At 43.0% G+C, this 21,345-nt stretch carries 22 protein-coding genes and 1 pseudogene; 7 read left to right on the plus strand and 16 right to left on the minus strand.

Going from position 1 to position 21,345, the window contains the following annotated elements:
- Window positions 1-191: 191 nt before the first annotated feature.
- The 3 genes from KHN79_RS07890 to KHN79_RS07900 all read right to left on the minus strand — a co-directional run bounded on the left by KHN79_RS07890 (window position 192) and on the right by KHN79_RS07900 (window position 3,298).
- A complete protein-coding gene (locus KHN79_RS07890) occupies window positions 192-1,340 on the minus strand; it encodes an OpgC domain-containing protein (RefSeq protein ID WP_182007664.1) in 1,149 nt (382 codons plus the stop codon).
- A gap of 334 nt (window positions 1,341-1,674) precedes the next feature.
- Window positions 1,675-2,796, minus strand: coding sequence for a 23S rRNA (adenine(1618)-N(6))-methyltransferase RlmF (rlmF, locus tag KHN79_RS07895; protein ID WP_182007663.1), 1,122 nt, complete (start codon window positions 2,794-2,796; stop codon window positions 1,675-1,677).
- Window positions 2,783-3,298 carry a M48 family metallopeptidase gene (locus KHN79_RS07900; RefSeq protein ID WP_182007662.1) on the minus strand — a complete coding sequence of 172 codons (516 nt, stop codon included), beginning with the start codon at window positions 3,296-3,298 and terminating at the stop codon, window positions 2,783-2,785. The genes rlmF and KHN79_RS07900 overlap by 14 nt, the downstream gene beginning before the upstream one ends.
- 162 nt (window positions 3,299-3,460) lie before the next feature.
- Between KHN79_RS07900 and KHN79_RS07905 the strand changes: the two genes are divergently transcribed.
- Window positions 3,461-3,691: a glutaredoxin family protein gene (locus KHN79_RS07905; RefSeq protein WP_182007661.1), complete on the plus strand. Its 231-nt coding sequence runs from the start codon at window positions 3,461-3,463 to the stop codon at window positions 3,689-3,691.
- 32 nt (window positions 3,692-3,723) lie between these two features.
- On the opposite strand, the gene KHN79_RS07910 is transcribed toward KHN79_RS07905, so the two are convergent.
- Window positions 3,724-4,593, minus strand: a complete 870-nt coding sequence (locus tag KHN79_RS07910) for a LysR family transcriptional regulator (RefSeq protein ID WP_182007660.1) — start codon at window positions 4,591-4,593, stop codon at window positions 3,724-3,726.
- A gap of 112 nt (window positions 4,594-4,705) precedes the next feature.
- Here KHN79_RS07910 and KHN79_RS07915 point away from each other — a divergent pair, with 112 nt between their 5' ends.
- From KHN79_RS07915 to KHN79_RS07925, 3 genes are all read left to right on the plus strand, one after another.
- Entirely contained in the window at window positions 4,706-5,929 is a 1,224-nt protein-coding gene (locus KHN79_RS07915) for an MFS transporter (protein WP_182007659.1), read from the plus strand.
- A 50-nt stretch (window positions 5,930-5,979) separates the two neighbouring features.
- Window positions 5,980-6,567 (plus strand): DUF1415 family protein, encoded by a 588-nt coding sequence (locus KHN79_RS07920; protein ID WP_182007658.1) that lies wholly within the window; start codon window positions 5,980-5,982, stop codon window positions 6,565-6,567.
- 151 nt (window positions 6,568-6,718) lie between these two features.
- Window positions 6,719-7,294 carry a nucleoside triphosphate pyrophosphohydrolase family protein gene (locus KHN79_RS07925; protein WP_182007657.1) on the plus strand — a complete coding sequence of 192 codons (576 nt, stop codon included), beginning with the start codon at window positions 6,719-6,721 and terminating at the stop codon, window positions 7,292-7,294.
- A gap of 78 nt (window positions 7,295-7,372) precedes the next feature.
- Here KHN79_RS07925 and btuD read toward each other — a convergent pair whose 3' ends face one another.
- The 4 genes from btuD to KHN79_RS07945 form a co-directional block, all read right to left on the minus strand.
- On the minus strand, window positions 7,373-8,158 hold the full coding sequence (gene btuD, locus KHN79_RS07930; protein WP_182007656.1) for a vitamin B12 ABC transporter ATP-binding protein BtuD: 786 nt from the start codon (window positions 8,156-8,158) through the stop codon (window positions 7,373-7,375).
- Window positions 8,145-9,140, minus strand: a complete 996-nt coding sequence (btuC, locus tag KHN79_RS07935) for a vitamin B12 ABC transporter permease BtuC (RefSeq protein WP_211907232.1) — start codon at window positions 9,138-9,140, stop codon at window positions 8,145-8,147. The genes btuD and btuC overlap by 14 nt, the downstream gene beginning before the upstream one ends.
- A gap of 132 nt (window positions 9,141-9,272) precedes the next feature.
- Complete coding sequence (locus tag KHN79_RS07940; protein WP_182011764.1) at window positions 9,273-10,301, minus strand: succinylglutamate desuccinylase; 1,029 nt, start codon at window positions 10,299-10,301, stop codon at window positions 9,273-9,275.
- 299 nt (window positions 10,302-10,600) lie between these two features.
- Window positions 10,601-12,397: a M3 family oligoendopeptidase gene (locus KHN79_RS07945; RefSeq protein WP_182011763.1), complete on the minus strand. Its 1,797-nt coding sequence runs from the start codon at window positions 12,395-12,397 to the stop codon at window positions 10,601-10,603.
- Window positions 12,398-12,903: 506 nt separating this feature from the next.
- Here KHN79_RS07945 and KHN79_RS07950 point away from each other — a divergent pair.
- A complete protein-coding gene (locus KHN79_RS07950; protein ID WP_182011762.1) occupies window positions 12,904-13,596 on the plus strand; it encodes an NAD(P)H-binding protein in 693 nt (230 codons plus the stop codon).
- Between the two features lie 189 nt (window positions 13,597-13,785).
- The gene (locus KHN79_RS07955) at window positions 13,786-15,165 is read left to right on the plus strand and encodes an L-cystine transporter (protein ID WP_182011761.1); all 1,380 of its coding nucleotides are present in this window, start codon (window positions 13,786-13,788) and stop codon (window positions 15,163-15,165) included.
- Between the two features lie 359 nt (window positions 15,166-15,524).
- Here KHN79_RS07955 and KHN79_RS07960 read toward each other — a convergent pair whose 3' ends face one another.
- Window positions 15,525-15,878, minus strand: a complete 354-nt coding sequence (locus tag KHN79_RS07960; RefSeq protein WP_182011760.1) for a DUF1428 domain-containing protein — start codon at window positions 15,876-15,878, stop codon at window positions 15,525-15,527.
- Window positions 15,879-16,001: 123 nt separating this feature from the next.
- Here KHN79_RS07960 and KHN79_RS07965 point away from each other — a divergent pair.
- A pseudogene (locus KHN79_RS07965) lies at window positions 16,002-16,133 on the plus strand (IS110 family transposase); the annotation flags it as partial.
- Window positions 16,134-16,531: 398 nt separating this feature from the next.
- On the opposite strand, the gene KHN79_RS07970 reads toward KHN79_RS07965, so the two are convergent.
- The 7 genes from KHN79_RS07970 to KHN79_RS08005 all read right to left on the minus strand — a co-directional run bounded on the left by KHN79_RS07970 (window position 16,532) and on the right by KHN79_RS08005 (window position 21,248).
- Entirely contained in the window at window positions 16,532-16,819 is a 288-nt protein-coding gene (locus KHN79_RS07970; protein WP_029865673.1) for a type II toxin-antitoxin system RelE/ParE family toxin, read from the minus strand.
- On the minus strand, window positions 16,816-17,097 hold the full coding sequence (locus KHN79_RS07975; protein WP_017420803.1) for a type II toxin-antitoxin system Phd/YefM family antitoxin: 282 nt from the start codon (window positions 17,095-17,097) through the stop codon (window positions 16,816-16,818). The genes KHN79_RS07970 and KHN79_RS07975 overlap by 4 nt, the downstream gene beginning before the upstream one ends.
- A gap of 197 nt (window positions 17,098-17,294) precedes the next feature.
- The gene (locus KHN79_RS07980; protein ID WP_182011759.1) at window positions 17,295-17,996 is read right to left on the minus strand and encodes a hypothetical protein; all 702 of its coding nucleotides are present in this window, start codon (window positions 17,994-17,996) and stop codon (window positions 17,295-17,297) included.
- Between the two features lie 161 nt (window positions 17,997-18,157).
- Window positions 18,158-18,817, minus strand: a complete 660-nt coding sequence (locus KHN79_RS07990) for a hypothetical protein (protein WP_182011767.1) — start codon at window positions 18,815-18,817, stop codon at window positions 18,158-18,160.
- A 262-nt stretch (window positions 18,818-19,079) separates the two neighbouring features.
- Window positions 19,080-19,619 carry a class I SAM-dependent methyltransferase gene (locus KHN79_RS07995; RefSeq protein WP_244812548.1) on the minus strand — a complete coding sequence of 180 codons (540 nt, stop codon included), beginning with the start codon at window positions 19,617-19,619 and terminating at the stop codon, window positions 19,080-19,082.
- Window positions 19,620-19,749: 130 nt separating this feature from the next.
- Window positions 19,750-20,721, minus strand: a complete 972-nt coding sequence (locus tag KHN79_RS08000; protein ID WP_182011757.1) for an HNH endonuclease — start codon at window positions 20,719-20,721, stop codon at window positions 19,750-19,752.
- Between the two features lie 146 nt (window positions 20,722-20,867).
- Window positions 20,868-21,248, minus strand: coding sequence for a VOC family protein (locus KHN79_RS08005; RefSeq protein ID WP_182011766.1), 381 nt, complete (start codon window positions 21,246-21,248; stop codon window positions 20,868-20,870).
- Window positions 21,249-21,345 lie beyond the last annotated feature (97 nt).

Here is a 21,345-nt window from a genome sequence, read left to right on the forward strand (position 1 = left end):
CCCAGTCCTTGACTCATGTTGCGAATACGAGAAAGTCGATTTCTAATATCCGAACCGAGATCTCATAATATTGCCCAACCTAATACCTAACCGCCAATAAACGTTTGCTTCCAACCCCCCGATTTCAGATAAGAACTACAACAATGTTTCCCAGCCTTTGGCTAATCTTCAATAGATTTTTAACGATTGACTCAACCACTTGTACGCTGAAATACTTTGTTGTATTCGAGGTTCATTAGTCCCTTTATTTTTTGATAGAACGGAATTTTGTGGTGATGTCTCGTAATAAACACCACTGAAAATAAAAATAAGACAAGGAATAAAAATAAGTTTAATTTTTCTGCATACTGACCAAAAATATTAAGTATGACATTACCCAACGTGTATGAAATCAAGGAAGAAGTACCGATTGGCAATAAATATAAAATAAACCTTGGTACCTTTACCCTTTCAAAAATAAATGCAAGTGTTGAAATTACAATTAAACTACATATCGTTCCAATAATAAAATAAGCTGGGGCATTGTGTTTTCTGTAAGTAAAATCAGAAAAGTAAGTCCAGGCATCTTTTGGTGTATCACTAATTAGCACCCAGCCAGCAATCACAAAGAAAATAAAGAGTATTGCTGTTTGTTTATAGAAGTTAAACGTAAGTTGCTTACTGGAATTTGACCGTAAGCTTGAGGCCGCAATCATTCCTGAAAAATAGAAAACTAAGGCTCCCACAATGCTTGGCCCACCTAAACTATTGCCGATTCCAAAAAGAATATTCAACGGCCTACCTGCCAGATTAAAATCAAAGGACTGGAGTGGTGGTAAGTAGAAAAGCACAATGAGAAGCAAAGTAATAAAAAAATACAATGACTTAATCCCATGCTTTATTCTTATATTTATAATAGTCGGAGTCAAAAGCAATATAATGCAGTAAACCCTTAAGATATTTCCAAAATGTGCATTAGAAAGAAAAACAAGAGAGGCTAAAACATCTTCTATTGTCTTATATCCTCCAAAATACGCACTTAAGCTTGTTAAAGCATACGCGACATAACATTGAAAACTCCTAATGTATAACCACTTAGAAACAGAACTTTGTTTTTGCTCTACGCGTTTAACGTAGACTAATTCCACCATGAACCCAAACATAAAGACAAACATTGGGGTAGCCATTCGCGTGAATTGTCTTATGTACACACTATCGGATCCTAACTGATCAAATAGATTTATCGTTTCAAGTGCGTGAGTAAGTAAAGCTAAAATAACAGCATAAGTTCGTGCAACATCTATAAACACTAACCTGTCTGATTTGTTTTCCATGCCACCTTGAACCGAAGTATGAGCCAAGACCATTACATCCTGTTAAGTTGAGGAGACCAATACCGAGTCTCTGTAAAACGCCAAAAGCAAAGCAGCATAGGCATGCAGCATATTGCGAACCAAACATGCCTGCTTAAATTGCTGTTTTCTGCGTTAAGCCAAAGATCTACGGAAGATAAATCCTTCGATTCAATGTTGTGAAGTAATAAGGTTTATTTGTTCTTGAAATACTAAAAATCAGCTTAGTTAACGAAAGGAGGTTAGTCAAAACGACTTGTGGCTAGTCTAGACACTATCTACCCGCTCTCATTAGAGAGTGATAGATAGTGAAATTAAGCACTAATTAATTCAATTTATTTAATTATTTCAGAGCCATCCATACCTTTCGCTCTTCTTTATCCATGTAAGACCAGGCAATAAAACGACTTACCTTTTGTCCCTGGCTCATTTCTACGACGCGAATGGCTTTTACACCTAACTTTTCAAGTTGCTTACGCATCGGACGAACATTATCTCTCTTAGAGATCAGTGTCGTAAACCAAAGTACTTGAGCACTAAAGGCTTGACTCTCGTTCGCCATCTTACGGATAAATGCGGCTTCTCCCCTTTCACACCAGAGCTCCGCATTTTGTCCACCAAAGTTAAGGGTTGGTTTGCTAGAATTGGCATGCGCAGGCTTCACACCTTTTTTGCGTTGGTTTGCTCTTAGGTTATCGACTTTACGCTGGCTGCCCATCGCCGCTTCTTCTGCTGAGCGATGGAATGGCGGATTACAAGTTGTGACATCGTAACGCTCATTGGGCTGAATCACTCCGCGATAGATGTTTGCCTGATTCGTCTGACGAACCAGTTCAATTCTGCCATTCAGAGAAACATTACCATCGACTATCGCCTGCGCCGATTCAATTGACTTTGGATCAACATCGCTACCGGTATAGCGCCATCCGTATTCTGTCACCCCAACAATCGGATAGATGCAGTTGGCACCAACACCAATATCCAAAGCACGGACCTCATGGTGCGGGTATTTACCCTTTACTTCACCATCCAGCAACTCTGCGACACGGTGAATGTAATCTGCACGTCCCGGAATTGGTGGGCATAAATAGTGCTCGGGAATATCCCAGAACTCAATACCGTAATGCGCAGCGAGTAAAGCTCTGTTGAGCATTTTCACTGCTTTTGGATCAGAGAAATTGATTGAGTCTTCCCCTTTAGGGTTCTTAATCACAAAGGGTTTTAATCGTGGCTCACTCGCCGTCAGCTTTTTAAAATCATAGCGTCCGCGATGCGGGTTACGCTCATGCAGTCCACTTTTTGCAACTTTTATAAACTCCACATCGCTCTTTACTGCTGAAGATTGCACTTTGGTAGCAGATTTGTTCTTCACACGCTTCTGCGCTTTCACGTCACCTTTCACCTGCTTTGGCTTAGCTACTTTTGGGGACTTTTCTTGTTTAGCGGTATGGTTATTCTTCTTCATTCGAGTTCGCTTTCAAATCGAGGTAAATCATAAACAGACGTGCATCAAATTCGAGTTGATGATACTCAGGCTCCATGTAACAGCACAGTTGGTAGAACGCTTTATCGTGATTTTTTTCGCGAGTATGGGCCAATTCATGTACCACCAGCATGCGTAACAACGCTTCAGGTGCGTCTTTGAACACGTTCGCAATACGAATTTCATTCTTTGATTTGAGCTTGCCACCATGGTTGCGGCTGATAACACTGTGCAGCCCAAGTGCATTGTTCACCGCATGAATCTTCTTATCGTAGATCACTTTACTGATCGGCGCGGCTTTCTTCATATAACGGTTTTTAATCGCTATCGCATACTCATAGAGTGCCTTCTCGCTTTTAATTTGATGCCTGTCAGGATAGCGCTTCTCGAACCAGGAGATCAGTTTCCCGTTATCGACGAGTGAGCTCACCTGATCAACGATGTTCTGCGGATAACCTTGAATATAGCGAAGTGACGGATGCATGATATAAAGTCTGCTATGACAAAATAAAGGCGCTAAATATACCTGAGATAATCGATACTTTCACCTTAGCTTTAACTCTTACCCTGGGTAATCGTTTTCGCCTTTTAATTGTTAGCAAAGGTAGTTAAACTTCGCCTCCCAAAGATAATGGAGAGAAATTCAATGAAACGTGTTGTGTTGTACATCAAAGATAAATGCCCCCACTGCAAAGATGCTCAACGTTATCTGGACTCTAAAAACATCAACTACCGACTGTGTAATGCGAAAATGCAACGAGGCCGCAAGGAGCTGGATGCACTGGGTGCACGCTCAGTCCCAGTACTAAAGATTGGTGATCAGGTGATGATTGGCTGGAATCCGAAGAACTTCGAAAAGATGTACAAAGACAGCTAACTTCATAACCTATCTAATCCGACACAGGACTATTACAGGTAGCGCTTAATGAAATCAATAAACGTTCTGTCAGCAATCGATAGATAGCCTTCTTTCCGCCATGCTAACGCAAGATCAAGCGTGACTGGCGGATTAAACGGAATCCCTACTACCTCTTTTTCATTCTGTGTGACCAATTCTAGTAAAGCGGTGATCGCAAACTCTTGCTTTACGATGCTGAGGATCAGGGGCAGTAAGTTAGTCTCAAAAGACGACTTCATGGTAAAACCGTGTTCTTCGCTGACGTGATCTAGAAACTCACGATGGAAATAACCACGCTGAAACATCACCAGGTCATGTTCAAAGAACTCGTCAAAGGTGAGTGATTCTCGATGAGCCAGCTCATGCTCTGGCGCAACAACAGCAACCATCTGACTCGTGAACAGGTGGTCAGTTTCGAGATCGTCGGGAACATTGTCACAACTGATAACGCCGATATCTAGCTGCCCGTTGAGAAGCATATTTCTGACCGATTGTGTCCCCGCTTCCACCAGCGTTAATTTCAAATCCGGAAACTGACTTTTAAACGCCATGACTATACGCGGGAAAAAATAGCTTCCCATCATCGAAGGTGTTCCTAAACGCACCTCACCTTTCGCTAACCCTTTCAGTTCGTTAATCGCGAGCTGTGCATCGTGCAACTGCTGAATGACACGTTTAGCGTGCACCAGCAAGGTTTCTCCCTCTTGTGTCAAACTGATTTTCTTATCTTCACGGCGAAAAAGTGTCACTCCCAGTGACTGCTCGAATTTTTTAATAGAGATGCTTAAGGCTGGCTGAGCAATGTTCAGCACCTTAGCGGCATGGGTTATGTTGCCTTGCTCTGCGACAGCAAGAAAATGTTTGAGCTGCTTCGATTCCACTAGATCAAAAATATATGGTTTCCATATTTTTAATATATTTTTTTAATTCCGAATTCGCTGATACATTGATCACAGTTTCTTTTTATTTGCGTTCGCGCATCAGGCAGGACATATGGTCATCTTCGGCACGCCGGAATACAAACGAATCACGTTAGCCCTAGCGCTTGGTTCATTCTTGGTCTTCTCAAATTTGTATCTTTTTCAGCCAATGCTGCCGACCTTTGCTCAGGTGTTTGCTATTTCAGAAACTCAGGTTAACTGGTTATTCGCGTCTTCCACCTTAGCGCTCTCTTTCAGCTTAGTGCCAATGGCTGTGCTCTCCGAGTCTATCGGACGTAAGCCGGTTATGATGGCTGGCTTGTTCGCCATTCCAGCACTCTCTGCATTGATGTTGCTTGGAGATTCTTTCCTGTTTTTGGTCATCTGCCGCGCCTTAATTGGTGTTGCGCTAGCAGCATTTGCTGCCGTTGCAGTCGCTTATATGGCAGAAGAGCTCGACAGACACGCTTTCTCAATGGCGATAGGCACCTACATTGCCGCGAACTCGTTAGGCGGAATAGCCGGACGTATTAGTGGTGGTCTGCTGGCCGACAACTTCAGTGTTAATGTCGCTATTGAAGCTATTATGGTGGTAACACTTCTGGGTGTTATCTGCGTGCATTATTTACTGCCAAAGCAACGCAACTTCACACCATCTTCTAGTGGGTTAAGACAACAAAACCGCGCCATAATCGGCCACTTCCGAAACCAACGTGTATGGTTCGCCATGTTAATTGGTGGCCTCAATTTCGCGTTATTCGTCAACCTGTATTCGGTAATGGGCTTCCGACTAGTGAGTGAACCGCACAGTATTCCTGTTGGTTTGGCATCACTGATCTTTGTCTGCTATTTAGGGGGAACTTTCTCATCCCGTTGCGCAGGTCACTGGAGTAAACGTTACTCTTCAATCCTTGGCATGTTCTTAGGCGCAGTTATCAGCCTGAGTGGTATGTGGATTGCGGCCATTGAGAGTGTGGTAGCGATGTTGTTTGGTTTACTGCTGATAAGTTTCGGCGCTTTCTTCACCCACACATTGGCATACGGCTGGGTGGGTCAAAAAGCAACAACCGCGAAAGCGACGGCAACCGCTTTGTATCTCGTTCATTACTATGTGGGCGGAAGTCTTGGTGGGTTCTTACTACTCTACTGCTGGCAGCATGGTGGATGGCCAACAGTACTGGTTGGCGGCAGTACGTTATACCTAGCAATGTTCAGTGCGATGGCATACTTAAAACGCGTAGAAAAATCTTACGATACCGAAGAAAATACAGATATAACCGGATTGAGAAGAAGTTAGATGACTTCTCTGCTATGCTTGCGCCACTTTTAAAAGTCTAAAAGCATATTATGTCAACGCGCTCAACACCAGAAACAACAGTCCCACGCACAGATATCAATGCCATCGCTCAACAAGTTGATCAATGGTTAAACGATGTCGTTATAGGACTCAATTTATGCCCGTTTGCGGCTAAGCCACAACGTAACAAACAGATAAAAATTTTCGTTAGCGAAGCATCTGAAGAAGAAGCCTTACTTGAAGACATTCTCCTTCAGCTCATAGATCTAAGTAATACCGAGCCCGAAACACTGGAAACGACTTTAGTTGTGGTTCCAAACATGCTGAACGACTTCTGGGACTACAACCTGTACATTGATTGGGTTGAAGGATTGATTAAACAGCAAGATTGGGAAGGTATTTTCCAGGTAGCAACATTCCACCCGGATTACTGTTTTGGCGGCGCAGAGCCAGAAGACGACGAGAACCTGACCAACCGTTCTCCATATCCTGTCTTCCACCTTATTCGTGAAGAGAGCATGGAAAAGGTGTTGAAGCACTACCCTGATCCTGAGTCGATTCCAGACACCAACATCGCCCGTGTTTCCGCCCTCTCAGAAGAAGAGCGTAAAAAGCTTTTCCCTTATTTATTCAGATAGAGATAGTTGTTCAGATAGAAACAGCGATTTAGATAAGAAAAATTAAGCATCACTCGAGAGACAGATTTCTAATCACTTAGACTCTTGTCACTTGGGGAATAAAGAGCGGTTTGTTATCATTGCCGCTTCAATTGATTCAATGGATACCAGAATGCAACTGTCAAAGCTAACCCAAGAGATTTTTGATCACCTATACCGTGACATCACCGAATTCCGTAGTACGTTCGACCTACCAGTCGCAGACGAAGCTAGTCTGGATGCACAGGCAGATACGCTACACACATCTTTGGCGATCGAAGAGCTTACTGAGCTGGCAGAAGCAGATTGTAAAACAGAACAAGCAGACGCAATCGTAGACAGCGTTTATGTTCTTATGGGTCGCCTTGTTCACCTTGGTAATAGTAAAGTCGAAGACAATCTGGCAATCAGCTACCTAATTGACCTGCTGCTCAATGTTGCGGTAAACCGTGGTATCGACTTTATCCCTTGCTGGGATGAAGTGCATTCGAGCAATATGAGCAAAGTGTGCCGTAACGAAAAAGAGTTTACGGAAACAGAAGCATTCTACGCAGAGCAAGGCATCAAATTGATGGCGGTACACCAGGGTGAGTACATCATCGCTAAGTGTGCAGAAGACTTCGTATCTGAAGGTAAAACAGTTCGTAAAGGTAAGGTGCTGAAATCAGTTTACTACCGTCCTGCGGATCTTAAGCCGCTGACACAATAAGCAGTCGCGAACACATTACATTGAAAAACGACCCTGATGGGTCGTTTTTATTTTATGGGAGGAATCGGTCAGATCACTTTATTCAAATAACAGGTAAGGCTTATCCTCGACCATCACTCTCCTGACCTGAGTATTGAATACCTCACCTAATCCCTCTTCCGTTAATACATCTTCCGCTTTACCTGAAGAATGCAGTACACCGTTACTTAACAGCAATACTTTATCTGCGTGTCTTAAGGTTCGGTTCAGGTCGTGGTTTGCAACCAATACACCAATACCCTGGGCTGCAACTTCGGCAATAAGTTGATAGAGCAAACCTTCCTGAGCGATATCTAAAGGCGCAGCAGGCTCATCCAGTATCAGTATTTGCGAGTATGGATTAATGCTACGCCAAACCTGCAAACAGACGCCTGCAAGCCGAACCCGTTGCCATTCACCTCCCGAAAGTGTCTGAATGCTTCGGTGTAATTTTTCCTGCAACTGCACCAGTTGTATGACCTCATTGACAGCGTCGCGTGCTTTACTGTCTGTAATCTTCACACCAAATGGTAGAGACAGTGCCAGATACTGGAATACATCGACGTTAAATACTGGTCTGGATTGCTGACACAAGTACCCTCTCAGGTAAGCTTGCTCAGAAAGTGGCATCGCGAGTAAATCGCTATTATTGCCATTATCGCCATTACTGATATAGACCTCGCCGCTCACTGAATCCTGACTGGAGAGTGTCCCTGATATCGCAGAGAGTAATGTGCTTTTACCGGAACCATTAGGCCCGACTACATGCACTACTTCCCCGGGGGTACAGTTAAATGAAAGAGGTAATAGGCGATTACCAACTGCAATGTGCTTAACGTGCATCATGACTTTTCACCAGCATCCAAATGAAAACAGGCGCACCAATCGAAGTTGTCATAACGCCCAATGGCAGCTCGGCCGAGTCGAGTAAGAGTCTCGCGCCGATATCAGCAAACACGAGCAGAGTCGCGCCTGCTATTGCAGATAGCGGTAATAAGTATCGGTTCTCCGAGCCAAAGGCAAGTCGCAGTAAATGTGGGACAACCAAACCGACAAAACTTACAATGCCTCCAAGTGCTACCGAACCGCCTACAAGAATGGAAATCGCCAATATCAGTTTCCAGCGCAACTGATTTACATCGATACCAAGCTGAGTTGCATGGATTTCACCAAGCATCAGCTTATCGAGTGGTTTTCCCTTACAGCACAACCACACCAGCACAGGCAGCATCACCAGAGTCACTGAGTGCTGATACCAACTGGCACCACCAATATTGCCCATGAGCCAGTACATTAACTGGCGCAGGCTCAAATCATCACTAAAATAAAATGCCCAGGTGACAATCGCGCTAGATAGAATTCCCAATGCAACACCAACAAGCAGTAGTCGAGTTGTTGTCAGGTGCATCCCTCTCGCGATCGCGACCAATATAAAAGTAAACAACATAGATCCTGCAATGGCTGCCAGCATAAAGATCATCGGCGTCTGCATCGAAGGAATCGCAAACATCACCAATACCATGGCAAGACTGGCACCACCAGAGATACCAAGCACTCCAGGCTCTGCGAGCACATTTCCTAACAGCACTTGCAGCGTCGCGCCAGAAACAGCAAGAGCCGCCCCAATGATAGCTGCAGCTAGTAATCTTGGCAGGCGCAGATCCAGCAATAGTTTTTGCTCAAATGAAGAAAGTGATTGAAAAGGAGAAAGGAAAACCTCTCCGACCATAAGATGTATGGCAGAGAGCATTATGAGCACAACGGACATGATCAAAAGATTTCTCTGCCAACGTCGCTCTTTGTTCAGGATAAGTTGTTGAAAATCCATAATAGCCGATAAAAACAAACGAGGCCTAACCTTACAGTTAAGCCTCAGTAGATTGCAACGACTTCGAATCGTTATACGGAAAAACCCTACTATTTAGGTCTGGCTAAATCATCCTGATCTCAGGTTAACCTATTAATCGTATACCAGTTCGCCGTCTTCAAAACGGGTTTTGACTTCACAAACCATCAAAGCGGCACGTTGGCCAACGGCAACATTGCGGTTCGGAAAAACAATTGCTTCGTTTTCGTTTTTAGCCATCAGTGGTTTGTCGCCGTCGTGACCAAAAACTTCACCATGAACAAATGAAGTGAAGTTCTCAACATTGTCATCAAACATGAAGTCAAAATCATCATGCAGACGCACAATCGTACGGCTGACACGGTACTTGATACACGGCTTAGACAAATGTTCTGCTTTAGCACCTGATACTAAATTACGCAGTGCCAGATCAAAGGCCGTTAGCTTATCGAGATCGTTTTCACCGATGCGGGCAACACGTCCAAGCTCCATGGTGAGCGCCTGAGCACCGAAATTTTCCGCGCTGTACCAACTGAATGTACTTGCCGGGGAGTTAGAAAGCAGAACCGCTTCAATATGACCACTATCTAAGAAGTCCATCAACGCCTGGCTGCGAACCGGGTGTCGGGTCTTAGGGCTCACGGCGAACGTGTAGTGTTTAGAACCGCGAATCGCACAGTGTAAATCAAGATGCCAGCGTGTTTCAGGCGCAGTTCCTTTAAAGAAATCACACACCTTCAACTTCAGGGTGTCTGCAATAACCAACTCTTTGGTTTGGTTATGTTCTTTTTCATCGAACAAACGATTGAGGTTTTCTTCAAGAAAACGAGTGTGAGCCAGTGTCGACTCAGGATGAGCGATGATGAACAGGCAACGTGCATCGACCTTCATAAAGCCGGACTCAATGTCTTTAACCATTGAGTCCACCAGTTCCATCGGTGCTGTTTCGTCACCGTGAATACCGGTTGAGATGATAATATTTTTCGTCTCCTCAGAGTAATTCTCCGGGAGAACTTCTAGTACGCCACGCTGATAGAGTTTTAGTGTTACTCCGTTAGATAAGCTCAGCTCCGCTGGCTCAACATCAATATGCATATCTAACGTATCAGCTAAAAACGATTGGCGAAAGAAAGACTTCGTCATGCGTTACTCCTTAATTGCACGGCGGACATGTTAATAAATTGTACAATGGATTTTTGTTGCTGCGATCCCACTTATGAGCAGAAGTCAGGGTTTTCTTTGAAAACCCAATACCGTTTCGCGCTATACGCTCGAACCATGCGGTAAACTGGTCGCTAATTAATCACTTATACCTAAACAACTCGGGAGTGATTAAATCCTGAAATCACCTAAGTATAAGGCTGCGAATTTTAACACAGCCCTAGTTAAGTTCGTTATCATTTCACAAAATTTTTGCAGGTGAAATCATAAACCCGACCACCTTAGTTTCTCTGGGTTAGCAGGCGTTCAAACTCATCAATTTTTTCTCGAACCAGAGCCACACTCTGCAGCCAAAAATCTGGTTTAGTCAGATCCATTGATAAGTGTTTTTCAACAACCTGCTCTGCAGTCATGTTACCCGTATCGCGAAGCAGATTAATGTAATCGGCGTAAAAGTTTTCGCCCTTTGATTCGCGCTGGGCATAAATGCCCTTACTGAACAAGAAACCGAACAAGTATGGATAGTTGTAGAAGCTAACATCGGAAATAGAGAAATGCAGTTTGCTTGCCCAGAAATACGGGTCAGCTTCACTCATTGCGTCGCCATACCACTCTTTCCAAGTCTCGGACATCAAATCACAGAACTCTTGTGCGGTCAGCTCACCAGATTGACGACGTTCATAAAACGCTTTCTCAAACTCATAACGTACTGGGATATTCACCATAAGAGCAAGCGCAGAAGATAACTCTTCCCAGAGCATTTCCAGTTTTTCGTCGGTACTTTCTGCTTTTGCAATCAGATGATCGCGAACGATGTTTTCAGCAAAGATAGAAGCGGTTTCCGCCAGAGTCATCGGATAGTACGTCTGACAAAGCGGTAAATCACGAATCACCCAGTTATGGAAAGCATGACCTAACTCATGAGCCAGTGTCATCAGGTCGGAGCGACTGCCACTCCAGGTCATAAATACCAGTGGCGTACGTGTTGCGGGTAGTTTAGTGCAGTACGCGCCAAGGCGTTTATTCGCACTGGGTTTGGCGTCTATCCAGCCATTTTTCACCATCATTCGAACGAACTCTGACATGTCAGGGTTAACCGTTTCAAACGCTTCACAAATTACATTAATCGCTTCGTCAAAATCATAAACCTTTGCATCTCCGCTAAGGGCTGGCATTGCTGCGAGATGGTTCCAGGGCTTCATCTCATCCAGACCATGTACCTGCGCCATCAGTAAACCCGCTTTCTGACCAATATCTCGGTTTGCTTTCGCCACACTCATCATATAATCTAAGGTTTCAGCTTGAATACGACTTCCGTGCAAACTCGGCTCTAAGAAGTGAACATTACGTTTGGTCGAGCGTTTTTTATTTTCGGTGAGACGCCAACCGGCAAGTGCATTAAGGATTGCAGCAAATGACTCCTGATGCGTTTCCATCGCTTTTTGTACGCCGCGCCAGGCCGCTTCTTGTCGGTTAAACTCAGAGCCATATAGGATACTTGCAGCTTGAGAAAAACCGAGCTCTTCACTACTACCATCGACGTAATCCAGGGTCACTTTTAGCGACCCCGTCAAATTGTCGTACAACTTACCCCAAGCCGATTTTCCATCGACACTCATTGCCGACAACAGCTTTTCTTCATCGTTACTCAAGCGAGTATTGGCTAACTTTCTCAAATTCAAAATAGAAAATGCCTGACCACTGATATCAGGATTTTCATGATCCAACACACGCGCTATGAACTCATCATCTGCATGCGTTAAAGTAAGTTCAAACGCGCTGAATGCCTGAGATAGTTCAGAAAAGATACGGGTCATGCGACCCAACAACGCTTTTGCGTCAGCATTAGTTGCATCAACAGATGAGTAACAGTTAGCAAAATTTGAGATAGTACCTGCTAATCTGCTCGCAGCTTCCTTAGTCAAAATAGCGTTTTGCATCACTTCAACATTTTGGCAATCCGCAGATTGCTTATTGAGAAGCTCAATACATTGCTCGACTAGCGCAATGTCATCCTGAATTCGTTGATCTGAGAGATCCTGATATGCGATGGATAAGTCCCAACTTGGAGTGGTCATCTTTATTTCCTTTCTATGTTTAATCTGGTCAACGCCTTCCCATTAATATTACGTTAGGTAAAGAAGCTAACCTCTTCCGTGACTAATTAATCAAACGAGCGGAGGCTTTGATTTTGGCCTTTAATCGTAATGATTTAAGTGCAGCCGACTTTTACCGCTAAGTAAAGTATGCACTAATCTGGCAATCAGCTATCGAGAAGCCGACACGTGAACGAAAATCATTCTAATAGCCAACTACCATGCGCGAAAAATAACAAGTTGTCATTATTACGACTAACATTTTGAGACCAAACATAACTTAAGGGCTCACAAAATGGGCTCCAACCATCAAGATCGCGATTTCTGAATTTCTTTTGTACAGAGACACCTACTCCTCGTTGCTCAATTTATCGCAGCCCTGAATAGAACTACCGTCACCGCGCTCCACACCTTTAGCAAAAAACAAGTATAAGCAATTGAAATCAGCTACAATTGTTTGGTACTCGTTGTCTGACAGGAGAAGGAATATGAGCAACAATACCTGTGTAATCATCGCCGGAGCGACCGGCTTAGTTGGCAGCAAAGTGGTTACGCACCTTGTTTCCCAGCCGGGTATCCACACTTTATATTCACTTTCAAGACGCCCTCTCGACAACATCTCTGATCCTAAAAATAAAATCATCCCGATGATAGATGCTGATCTTTCTATTCTTAACTGGGATGACCAGCAATCAACTCCGGAAATCGGTTTTATCTGTCTGGGTACAACGCTCAAACAAGCCGGAAGCAAAGAGAACTTGCGCAAGGTTGATGTAGACCTGGTAACGAACGTCGCACGTCAAATGAAGATGATTGGAGTAACGCGGTTAGCGGTCGTTTCCAGTCTCGGAGCAAATAGTAAGTCTTCGTCCCATTACCTTGCATGTAAAGGACAAATGGAAGAGAACATTAAAGAATTAGGATTTGATGAAGTAGTTTTTGTTCGTCCGGGTCCACTTGTAGGCCAACGAGTCCAATCAAGAACAGACGAAAAAATCGTACAAGGTATATTCAGCGTAATTCGCCCTTTCATGTTGGGAAAATTGGCCAATTTTGTTCCTATCGATGCAGAAGACGTCGCTAAAGCAATGATTTATCAAATTTTTAGTTATCAGCAAGATCCGGTGGTTTACTTACATCGCAGAGAAATGCTCGATTTACTGCAACACTATGACTTGTGAAAGCGCATAAATTTCAAACAAAACCAGACTTTAGCCAGATCTGTCTCTCATTTTAATATTCACTTTTGTTCTAACTAATACCTGTTTGTCATTTTTAAAGTTATATCTTGAGAGATATCTTACCGCTCCTCTATACAACCTCATATAAAAGCATTCAGCGCTTCAGCTCTGAATAATAAAGGTAAGATTATGAATTTTGCAGTAATTGCCTCTTTAGCAGTATTTATAGGCATATTATTCTTTCTCTTTAGCCAGCAACAAAAGCAAAACACCCTTTCTCGTCTCGTTTTAATTGGTCTTGTAACTGGTTCCCTTTTTGGTCTTGCACTTCAACTGATCCACGGTGAAGGCAGCAGCATCATCTCAGAAACACTTTCATGGGTTGCCATCGTTGGTAGCGGTTATGTCGGCCTACTGAAAATGGTGATCATGCCACTTGTGCTGGTATCGATGATCTCAGCTGTAGTTAAGCTAGAAAAAGGTGGCTCGCTAGGCAAGATTTCTGGCCTGACAATTGCGGTTCTGCTTATCACAACGGCAATCTCTGCACTAATCGGTATTCTGGTCACGACTACTTTTGGTTTATCGGCTGAAGGTTTGACTGAAGGTGCTCGTGAAACCGCTCGCATCGCTGTACTTGAAAACCGTGCTGGCGCAGTTAGCAACCTGACCATTCCACAAATGCTGGTTAGCTTTATTCCAACTAATCCATTTGCTGACCTGACTGGCGCGCGCTCAACCTCTATCATTGCTGTTGTTATCTTCGGTGTCCTGACCGGTATTGCGGCACGTAAAGTAATGGCAGAGAAAGCAGAGCTGGAATACCCTATCCGTACTTTCGTTGAAGCGGCTCAATCTATCGTAATGCGCTTAGTTAAGATGATCATGGCGCTAACACCTTACGGCATTGCAGCGCTGATGACTAAAGTAGTCGCGACATCAAGCGCAGGAGACATTCTAAACCTGCTTGGCTTTATCGTTGCGTCTTACATTGCAATTGCACTGATGTTTGTTGTACACGGCATTCTTGTTTCTTTTGTTGGCGTTAGCCCGGCAGAATACTTTAAGAAAATTTGGCCTGTACTGACGTTTGCGTTCACATCGCGCAGCTCGGCAGCAACTATCCCTCTTAACGTAGAAGCGCAAATCACTAAGTTAAACGTACCACCAGCAATTGCGAACCTTTCAGCATCATTTGGAGCGACGATCGGTCAAAATGGCTGTGCGGGTATTTACCCAGCAATGCTGGCTGTAATGGTAGCGCCGACAATGGGCATTAACCCTCTGGAGTTCAACTTCATTCTGTCACTGATCGCAATTATTACTATCAGTTCATTTGGTATCGCAGGTGTGGGTGGCGGTGCTACTTTTGCTGCTCTGATTGTACTTCCGGCAATGGGCTTACCAGTGACTATCGCTGCACTGCTTATCTCTATCGAACCACTAATCGATATGGCTCGCACTGCACTAAACGTATCAGGTGCAATGACGGCAGGTACTATTACCAGCCGACTATTCAAATCAACCGAGTCCGAAGGTGAAGCAACTCTGGAAGAGAAACAAGCGTAACCTGCCAGATTTCAAAGCATTTCACTAAAATTAATGAAGCCGTTGGGAAACCATCGGCTTTTTTGTTCACGACTTGTATTCTGTAACATATTTAACGGCTCAATCATCCATTCACTCTAAAACACTGGCTTAACTAACTTTCATTATCCTCGTCGGGCGCGCTAAACGCCTTACTGTAGTAACCGTAATTGTCAAAACAACAAACTCTTTTCTTACCACCCGACTTAACAACACTCATACCTTCGCCCACAAACGCTTTACTATTTAGTTTTTATAAACCAGCCCAAACTAACGCACGCCGAATAAACTAAGCCAAGCATTAAGTATGACTCTGAAATGCTCTGTTATGTCTTTTTCTACTATTTGTCTAAAATGACGTCAAAACCACCATAAATAATGCGCTTACCGTCAAATGGCATCGGATTGTTTTCAGGGTTCATGCGGGGGTCATTCATGATTTTCTGCCAACCGTCGTCACGGACTTGTTTTGAAGGCCAGATAACCCATGAAAACACCACCGTTTCATTATCTTCAGCTTTGACAGCCATTGGGAATGAAGTTACTTCACCATCAGGCACGTCACTTCCCCAAGCCTCTACAACCTTTAAAGCTCCGTATTCTTTGAACATTTCTGCAGCAATTTCCACATGCGCAATGTACTGCTCTTTATTTGCTGTTGGTACTGCTGCTACAAAACCATCGACATATGACATAAGTTAACTCCTTTAGTTGGAGTTATAACCATAGTCCAACGACGCAAGAGCACATAACGAATGACATGGACTACCTCTCCTAGGTTCGCCCACACTTATATAGTAATTATTTTCACTGGAGGCACCTTGTGGTGCCGCAGCGTTCTTGAACGTCGGGGCATGAACCGAGCTATTGTCGCTCTCGCAGCAAAGAATGCTCGAATTATCTGGTCACTATTACACAACCAAACGGTATATGAGAATTACGCTGCTTAAGAAAGCATTAACTCAAGTAGCGTAACAAGAGTACACCCACCGGGTCATAGCAGACGCAATGGATGGAGATAGGTTAAGACCAATAGCGGAGAGCCTGTTAATGCGGCGGACACATTAGATGTCATCTAACGAATAAGGCACCGCTGTCGCGCAAAGTCATCAGGGTCACAACGTATGTGAATCGTTGATATAAAGACCGAATGTAGAGCGGCAGTCCAAAACCCATCACTTGAAGTTTAGCGGATGTTTGACAACCGGGGGAATCCATGTAGCCGCGTTAAGTGGTGAACAACGCAACCACCTTACCTAAACCATTGCGCCGTAAACACTAAAGCCAAATTAAACTAAAAATGCCACGCGTTGTGAATCCGTCTTAAACGCCTTGTTATAACACAGTTTTACACGTCATCTTCAGACAATATTTGGCGACAATTACGAACTGTTAGTACGCGAATTTCATGACTTAAACTGTAGATAATACGATAGTGACCAAAGATGATTTCGCGATAGTTCGTATGGGGCATTTCAGGAACAAAGCGCCCCATTTCAGGCATACTTCCAAGGAGTTCAGTTTTATCAAAAACTTCATTTACCCACTTTTCTGCCGCAGATGGATTATCCAAAGAAATAAACTCCGCTGCATCGCCTAGCTTTTGAAGCGCTAAAGGAGACCAAACTACTTTCATTTCTTAATGCGTCCCAATACTTGAGCGCGAGCATCAGCATTGGAAACACCAAGACCTGAAGCTAATTGAGCTTCAGCTGTACGCATTTCTTCTAGTAACTCAATTTTCTCTTGCATTGCTTCATACTCTGCAACGTCAAGAACAACAGCAACACCTTTACCACGTTGTGTAATGACCAATGGACGGCGAGTCTCATTGATTTGTTTTATGTAAGAAGCTACACCTGCACGAAATTCAGATAACGGCTGAATATCTTGATCGAAATGAATACGACTCATATTGAACTCCAACTAGTACAAAATAACGTACAAATAATAGTTCAACCAACCGTTTTGAGCAAGAGGTTGATTCTGTGTTATAACGCCCAATTAACGTGTGAGCAACGCATGCACTGAACTTGAACAATGCACCGTAAACACTAAACTCAACCCGAAGTGAAAGCGCCAAGCGTTGCGAATCACTGTTGAATTGTTTGTTATGGCGCAGTTTCAGATAGCCCTAGTTTCTCTTTAGCTAACTTAAGAAAGTCTTGACGAGATAACTCTCGGTCTTGTTTACCAAGATTCAAGTGCTCCCCAGCACCATCAAAGAGACCAAAGAAATTTGCATCTGTCATACCTGTTTCGAGAGTAAACATTGCTATTGGTTTATTTGTGGTCTTACTTATAAGGGCTACAACCTGTAAATAAAATAACGGGTGTTCTCCATCGCCGCCAAACTTTTTGAATAATGAAGGAACATTCTCTACTTGGATTAAGATTGTTCCATCATATTCTTGCATTGCAACAGGCTGAGCGGACATGATATCTGGCATATTAGGGGTAAACTCGAACCCTTTATTTTCTGCATCAATATCTATTCCCAACCACTCATTTGCTTTGTCAGTAAACCGTTGAACCAAAGCCTGTTCCACAAGACCTTTCGACAACCAATCTTGTTGAACAAACTTTGTTTGATTTAGGATCTCTAGCGCTTTGTTTTTGTCTCTTTTGAGGTAACCAGATACTACGAGATAAGACACATAGAGCGCTCCCTCATATTCGTTGTACTTCTGTTGCCAAGCAATATCCAATACATTCAGGGTTTTCATAACTCCCGCTTCCTCTAGATCAAATCCAAATGCGGGCAGCAACGCTGACACCTTTCCGTTGTATTTTTTTCTTCGATTAAAAAACATAGTTCCCTCTATAGTTCATTTTTGATCAGAGCCATAACGCCCTGTTAAGGGGTGAGCAACGCAATACCAAAGCCGCCGCATACCACCTTAATCACTTAAACCAACGCACAGTAAAAATGCCACGCGTTGCGAATCCCTCTTGAACAGTTTGTTAGGTATTTCTATTTCGGTGTGCCAACACCATATAGCCTTGCTACACCTTTGACTGATTTAACTAGATACATAATCAATACCCACAAACGTGATCCCCCGTTTGACATTACACTATCCTTTGCTTCTACTTGTGCCATCAGCTTAAGTGCTTTTCTATTTGGAAACAGCACTGCCTTACAATAGGCATTTATCAGCAATGTAAGTTTAAGTAACTTAACAACTTGTTTCAGGCTTATATCTAATGGATTACCCCATCTATCAATGATATATCCGTCCTTCTTCATCGCCATAACTTCTGATTTAGGAGGATACAATATTGCAAATACATCACCTGATATTGTTTGAGAAAACACCAACCTAGCTTGCTGTTCACTTAACACCCTTGTTCTACCTTTCACTGGAACTACTGCACGTATACCAAATACTGGTAAATGCCCAAGGGATAAAAAAATGGAATCAGACCAGATTTCATTTTCCTGAGCTTCGTAGTATGTTTTCCAGTTTTCACTAAGCACTTCTAGATCAACCCCTACAGCTCCGTAATCTTGGATAGACTCGGAGTAACTGTCGACAGCTTCTCTGACTAAAGGGAGCAAATGATATTTAAAGTTGACTCTCTTAAAGTAATTATCGAGCGCAATCTTATTAATTTTATCAATTACTTTCATTCAACTCTTTCTCAATGAAATACCTAACGCCCGCTTAAGTGGTGAGCAACGCTAACACAATACTCAATTATTGCACCGTAAACACAAAAGCTAAGTCAAACCAACACCGCCAAGCGTTGCGAATCCGTCTTAAAGCGTTTGTTAGCAGTTTTTTCTACAACAGATTATGCTTTTATTGCATACAACGTTATGTGGTTTGAAGTATCACGTTCGTAGACTCTGACATTGAGCACTTGAAACCCCGCTTGCTCTAGTTCAATGACTAAACCACTTTGAGAGGCAATGTGACGATATGGACTGCTATCCCTATAAGTTTCATAGCTATTTTCATCTTTAGAACACAAGCTACTGACAAAAAAAACACCACTTTCAGATAAATTACGGTAAACATGATCCAAGAATATGCTCGATCTGCGCCGATAATGCAATGTAAGCAATTGCCATCAATCACTACATCATAACGTTCTGGAAGTTGAAAAGACTCTACCGTTAGGTCAGCAGTGTAATATTTACCCTCAATTCCTGTTGCTTTAGCCTTTTCCTTTGCCCACGCAATTGCTGTTGGCGAGATATCAATACCTGTTACCTCAAAACCCAACTTCTGAAAAGCTCGGCAATGATGCCCTTCACCACACCCTAATTCGAGCAGCTTACCTTGTTTTGGTCGATCACATAGATCTAGAAAACGCTCCACTATAACTGCTTTAGACATTCGCTCGTTACCACCCCAACCTTCCCAGCCAGCTTGGCGAGCTTCAACATACATGGATTCATGCACGTGATAATTTGGTTTCATATTCATCCTTGACTGCTAACGCCCAATTAAGGGGTGAACAACGCTACCACCCACACCTAAAGCATTGTGCCATAAACACTAAATTTGAAGTAGAAGCAAAAGTGCCAAGCGTTGTGAATCCCTCTTAAATTGCTTGTTAGCTCTTCTTCCTCAATTCGTCGATTGACTTACCTTTGAGCTCAGGTGCTTCTACGATACTGTCAGCAGAAAACGCCATGGGTACGACTTTATCTCTCAAAAGTATGTGACTACTTAAATCTATGATATCGGACCTAACAGCACCATAAGGCCAATGCTGCTCAAATGGCAGTGGCATTGTTATTGATGGAATTTTGTTACCATTCAACAAGGCATCTAAACTTGATGGTAAGATTAACTGAAACACTACGTTGCCAAATCCGACAACGAGAAGATAATTTGGTTTAATACTGACTAGATCTCGTTTTTTTAGAACCAATACAACTAACTTGCGATTTGGTCTTGGACCGGGAACAAAAGACTGAGTTAAAAGTAACGGATTCAAGAACTTTACACTATGGTCTTCAGTTAGTATCCATCGAATAGTATGCTTAAAGTTATCCAGTTCACCTTCTTCTATAACAGAAAGTCCAATTTTCACTAAACACTTATAGACTGCAGCTGGTATATGAGGCTCAATTTCAAACTTATACGTTAGAGTTTTATTTTCCACATCAATGCACGTCAGTTCGCTGTCCTCGGGAGACACAATTATCGACTTATCTCCTGGCTTGAAGTCAAACCGTGTTCTTTTATCTTTCGATTTATTTGAAGGTACCTTTTTCTTGCCCTTTATCTGCGCAGAAGTTCGATAAGGCTTTGTATATTTGTCTAGATGATCCTCTAAGTTGTTAGAGAAAAATTCGTTACACGCGTCACATTCATTACGAAGTATAAGTTGCTTATTGCCTAAGAATTCTGGAACAGCATGAGCAATTGTTCTAAATGTAACGTCTGGTTCACTTTGGCCACAAAATCGACATGGAAGGCCTTTGTCTCCAATATATTGATTTCGACCACCTCCTAGGAACTTATTACACAAAATGTCATAGTTCTTGTCGAAATAATCCAATCTTTCATCAAAATTCATTATTTACTCCAAATGAGAGCTAACGCCGCGTTAAGGGGCAGAAACGCGCCACCACCAAACTTCAATTTACCACCGTAAACACAAATACCAAGACTTAAGCCAAACTCGCCACGCGTTGACTGTCCCTCTTGAACGCTTTGTTATGTTTATTTTTCATACAACTCTAAAGGTAAACCATCTGGGTCTTTGAAAAACGTGAATTTTTTACCTGTAAATTCGTCAATGCGGATAGGCTCAACATACACACCATGCGAACGTAGATAATTTGCTGTGGACTCAACGGAGCTAACAACAAAGGCTAAGTGCCTAAGACTTTGTGCTTCTGGGCTACTAGGTCTTGGTGATGATGGAAAAGAGAAGAGCTCTATTTGCTCGCCATTTGGTAATGCTAGGTCTAACTTGTATGAATTTCGATGTTCTCGATAATTTTCCGCAATGATCTTTAAGCCTAGGGTTTCCGTGTAGAATGCTTTAGATCTAAGATAATCAGAGCAAATTATGGCTACATGGTGGATTCTTTCTAGGATCATTAAACTCTCCTGCTAGTCAAATTGTGCAATAAACATAACGCCGCATTAAGGTGTGAGCGGCGCTTGGCTATACTTGAGCGAAGCGAAAGCGCCA

The sequence above is a fragment of the Vibrio sp. B1FLJ16 genome (genome assembly GCF_905175385.1).
In the GTDB taxonomy this organism is placed as follows: Bacteria; Pseudomonadota; Gammaproteobacteria; order Enterobacterales; family Vibrionaceae; genus Vibrio.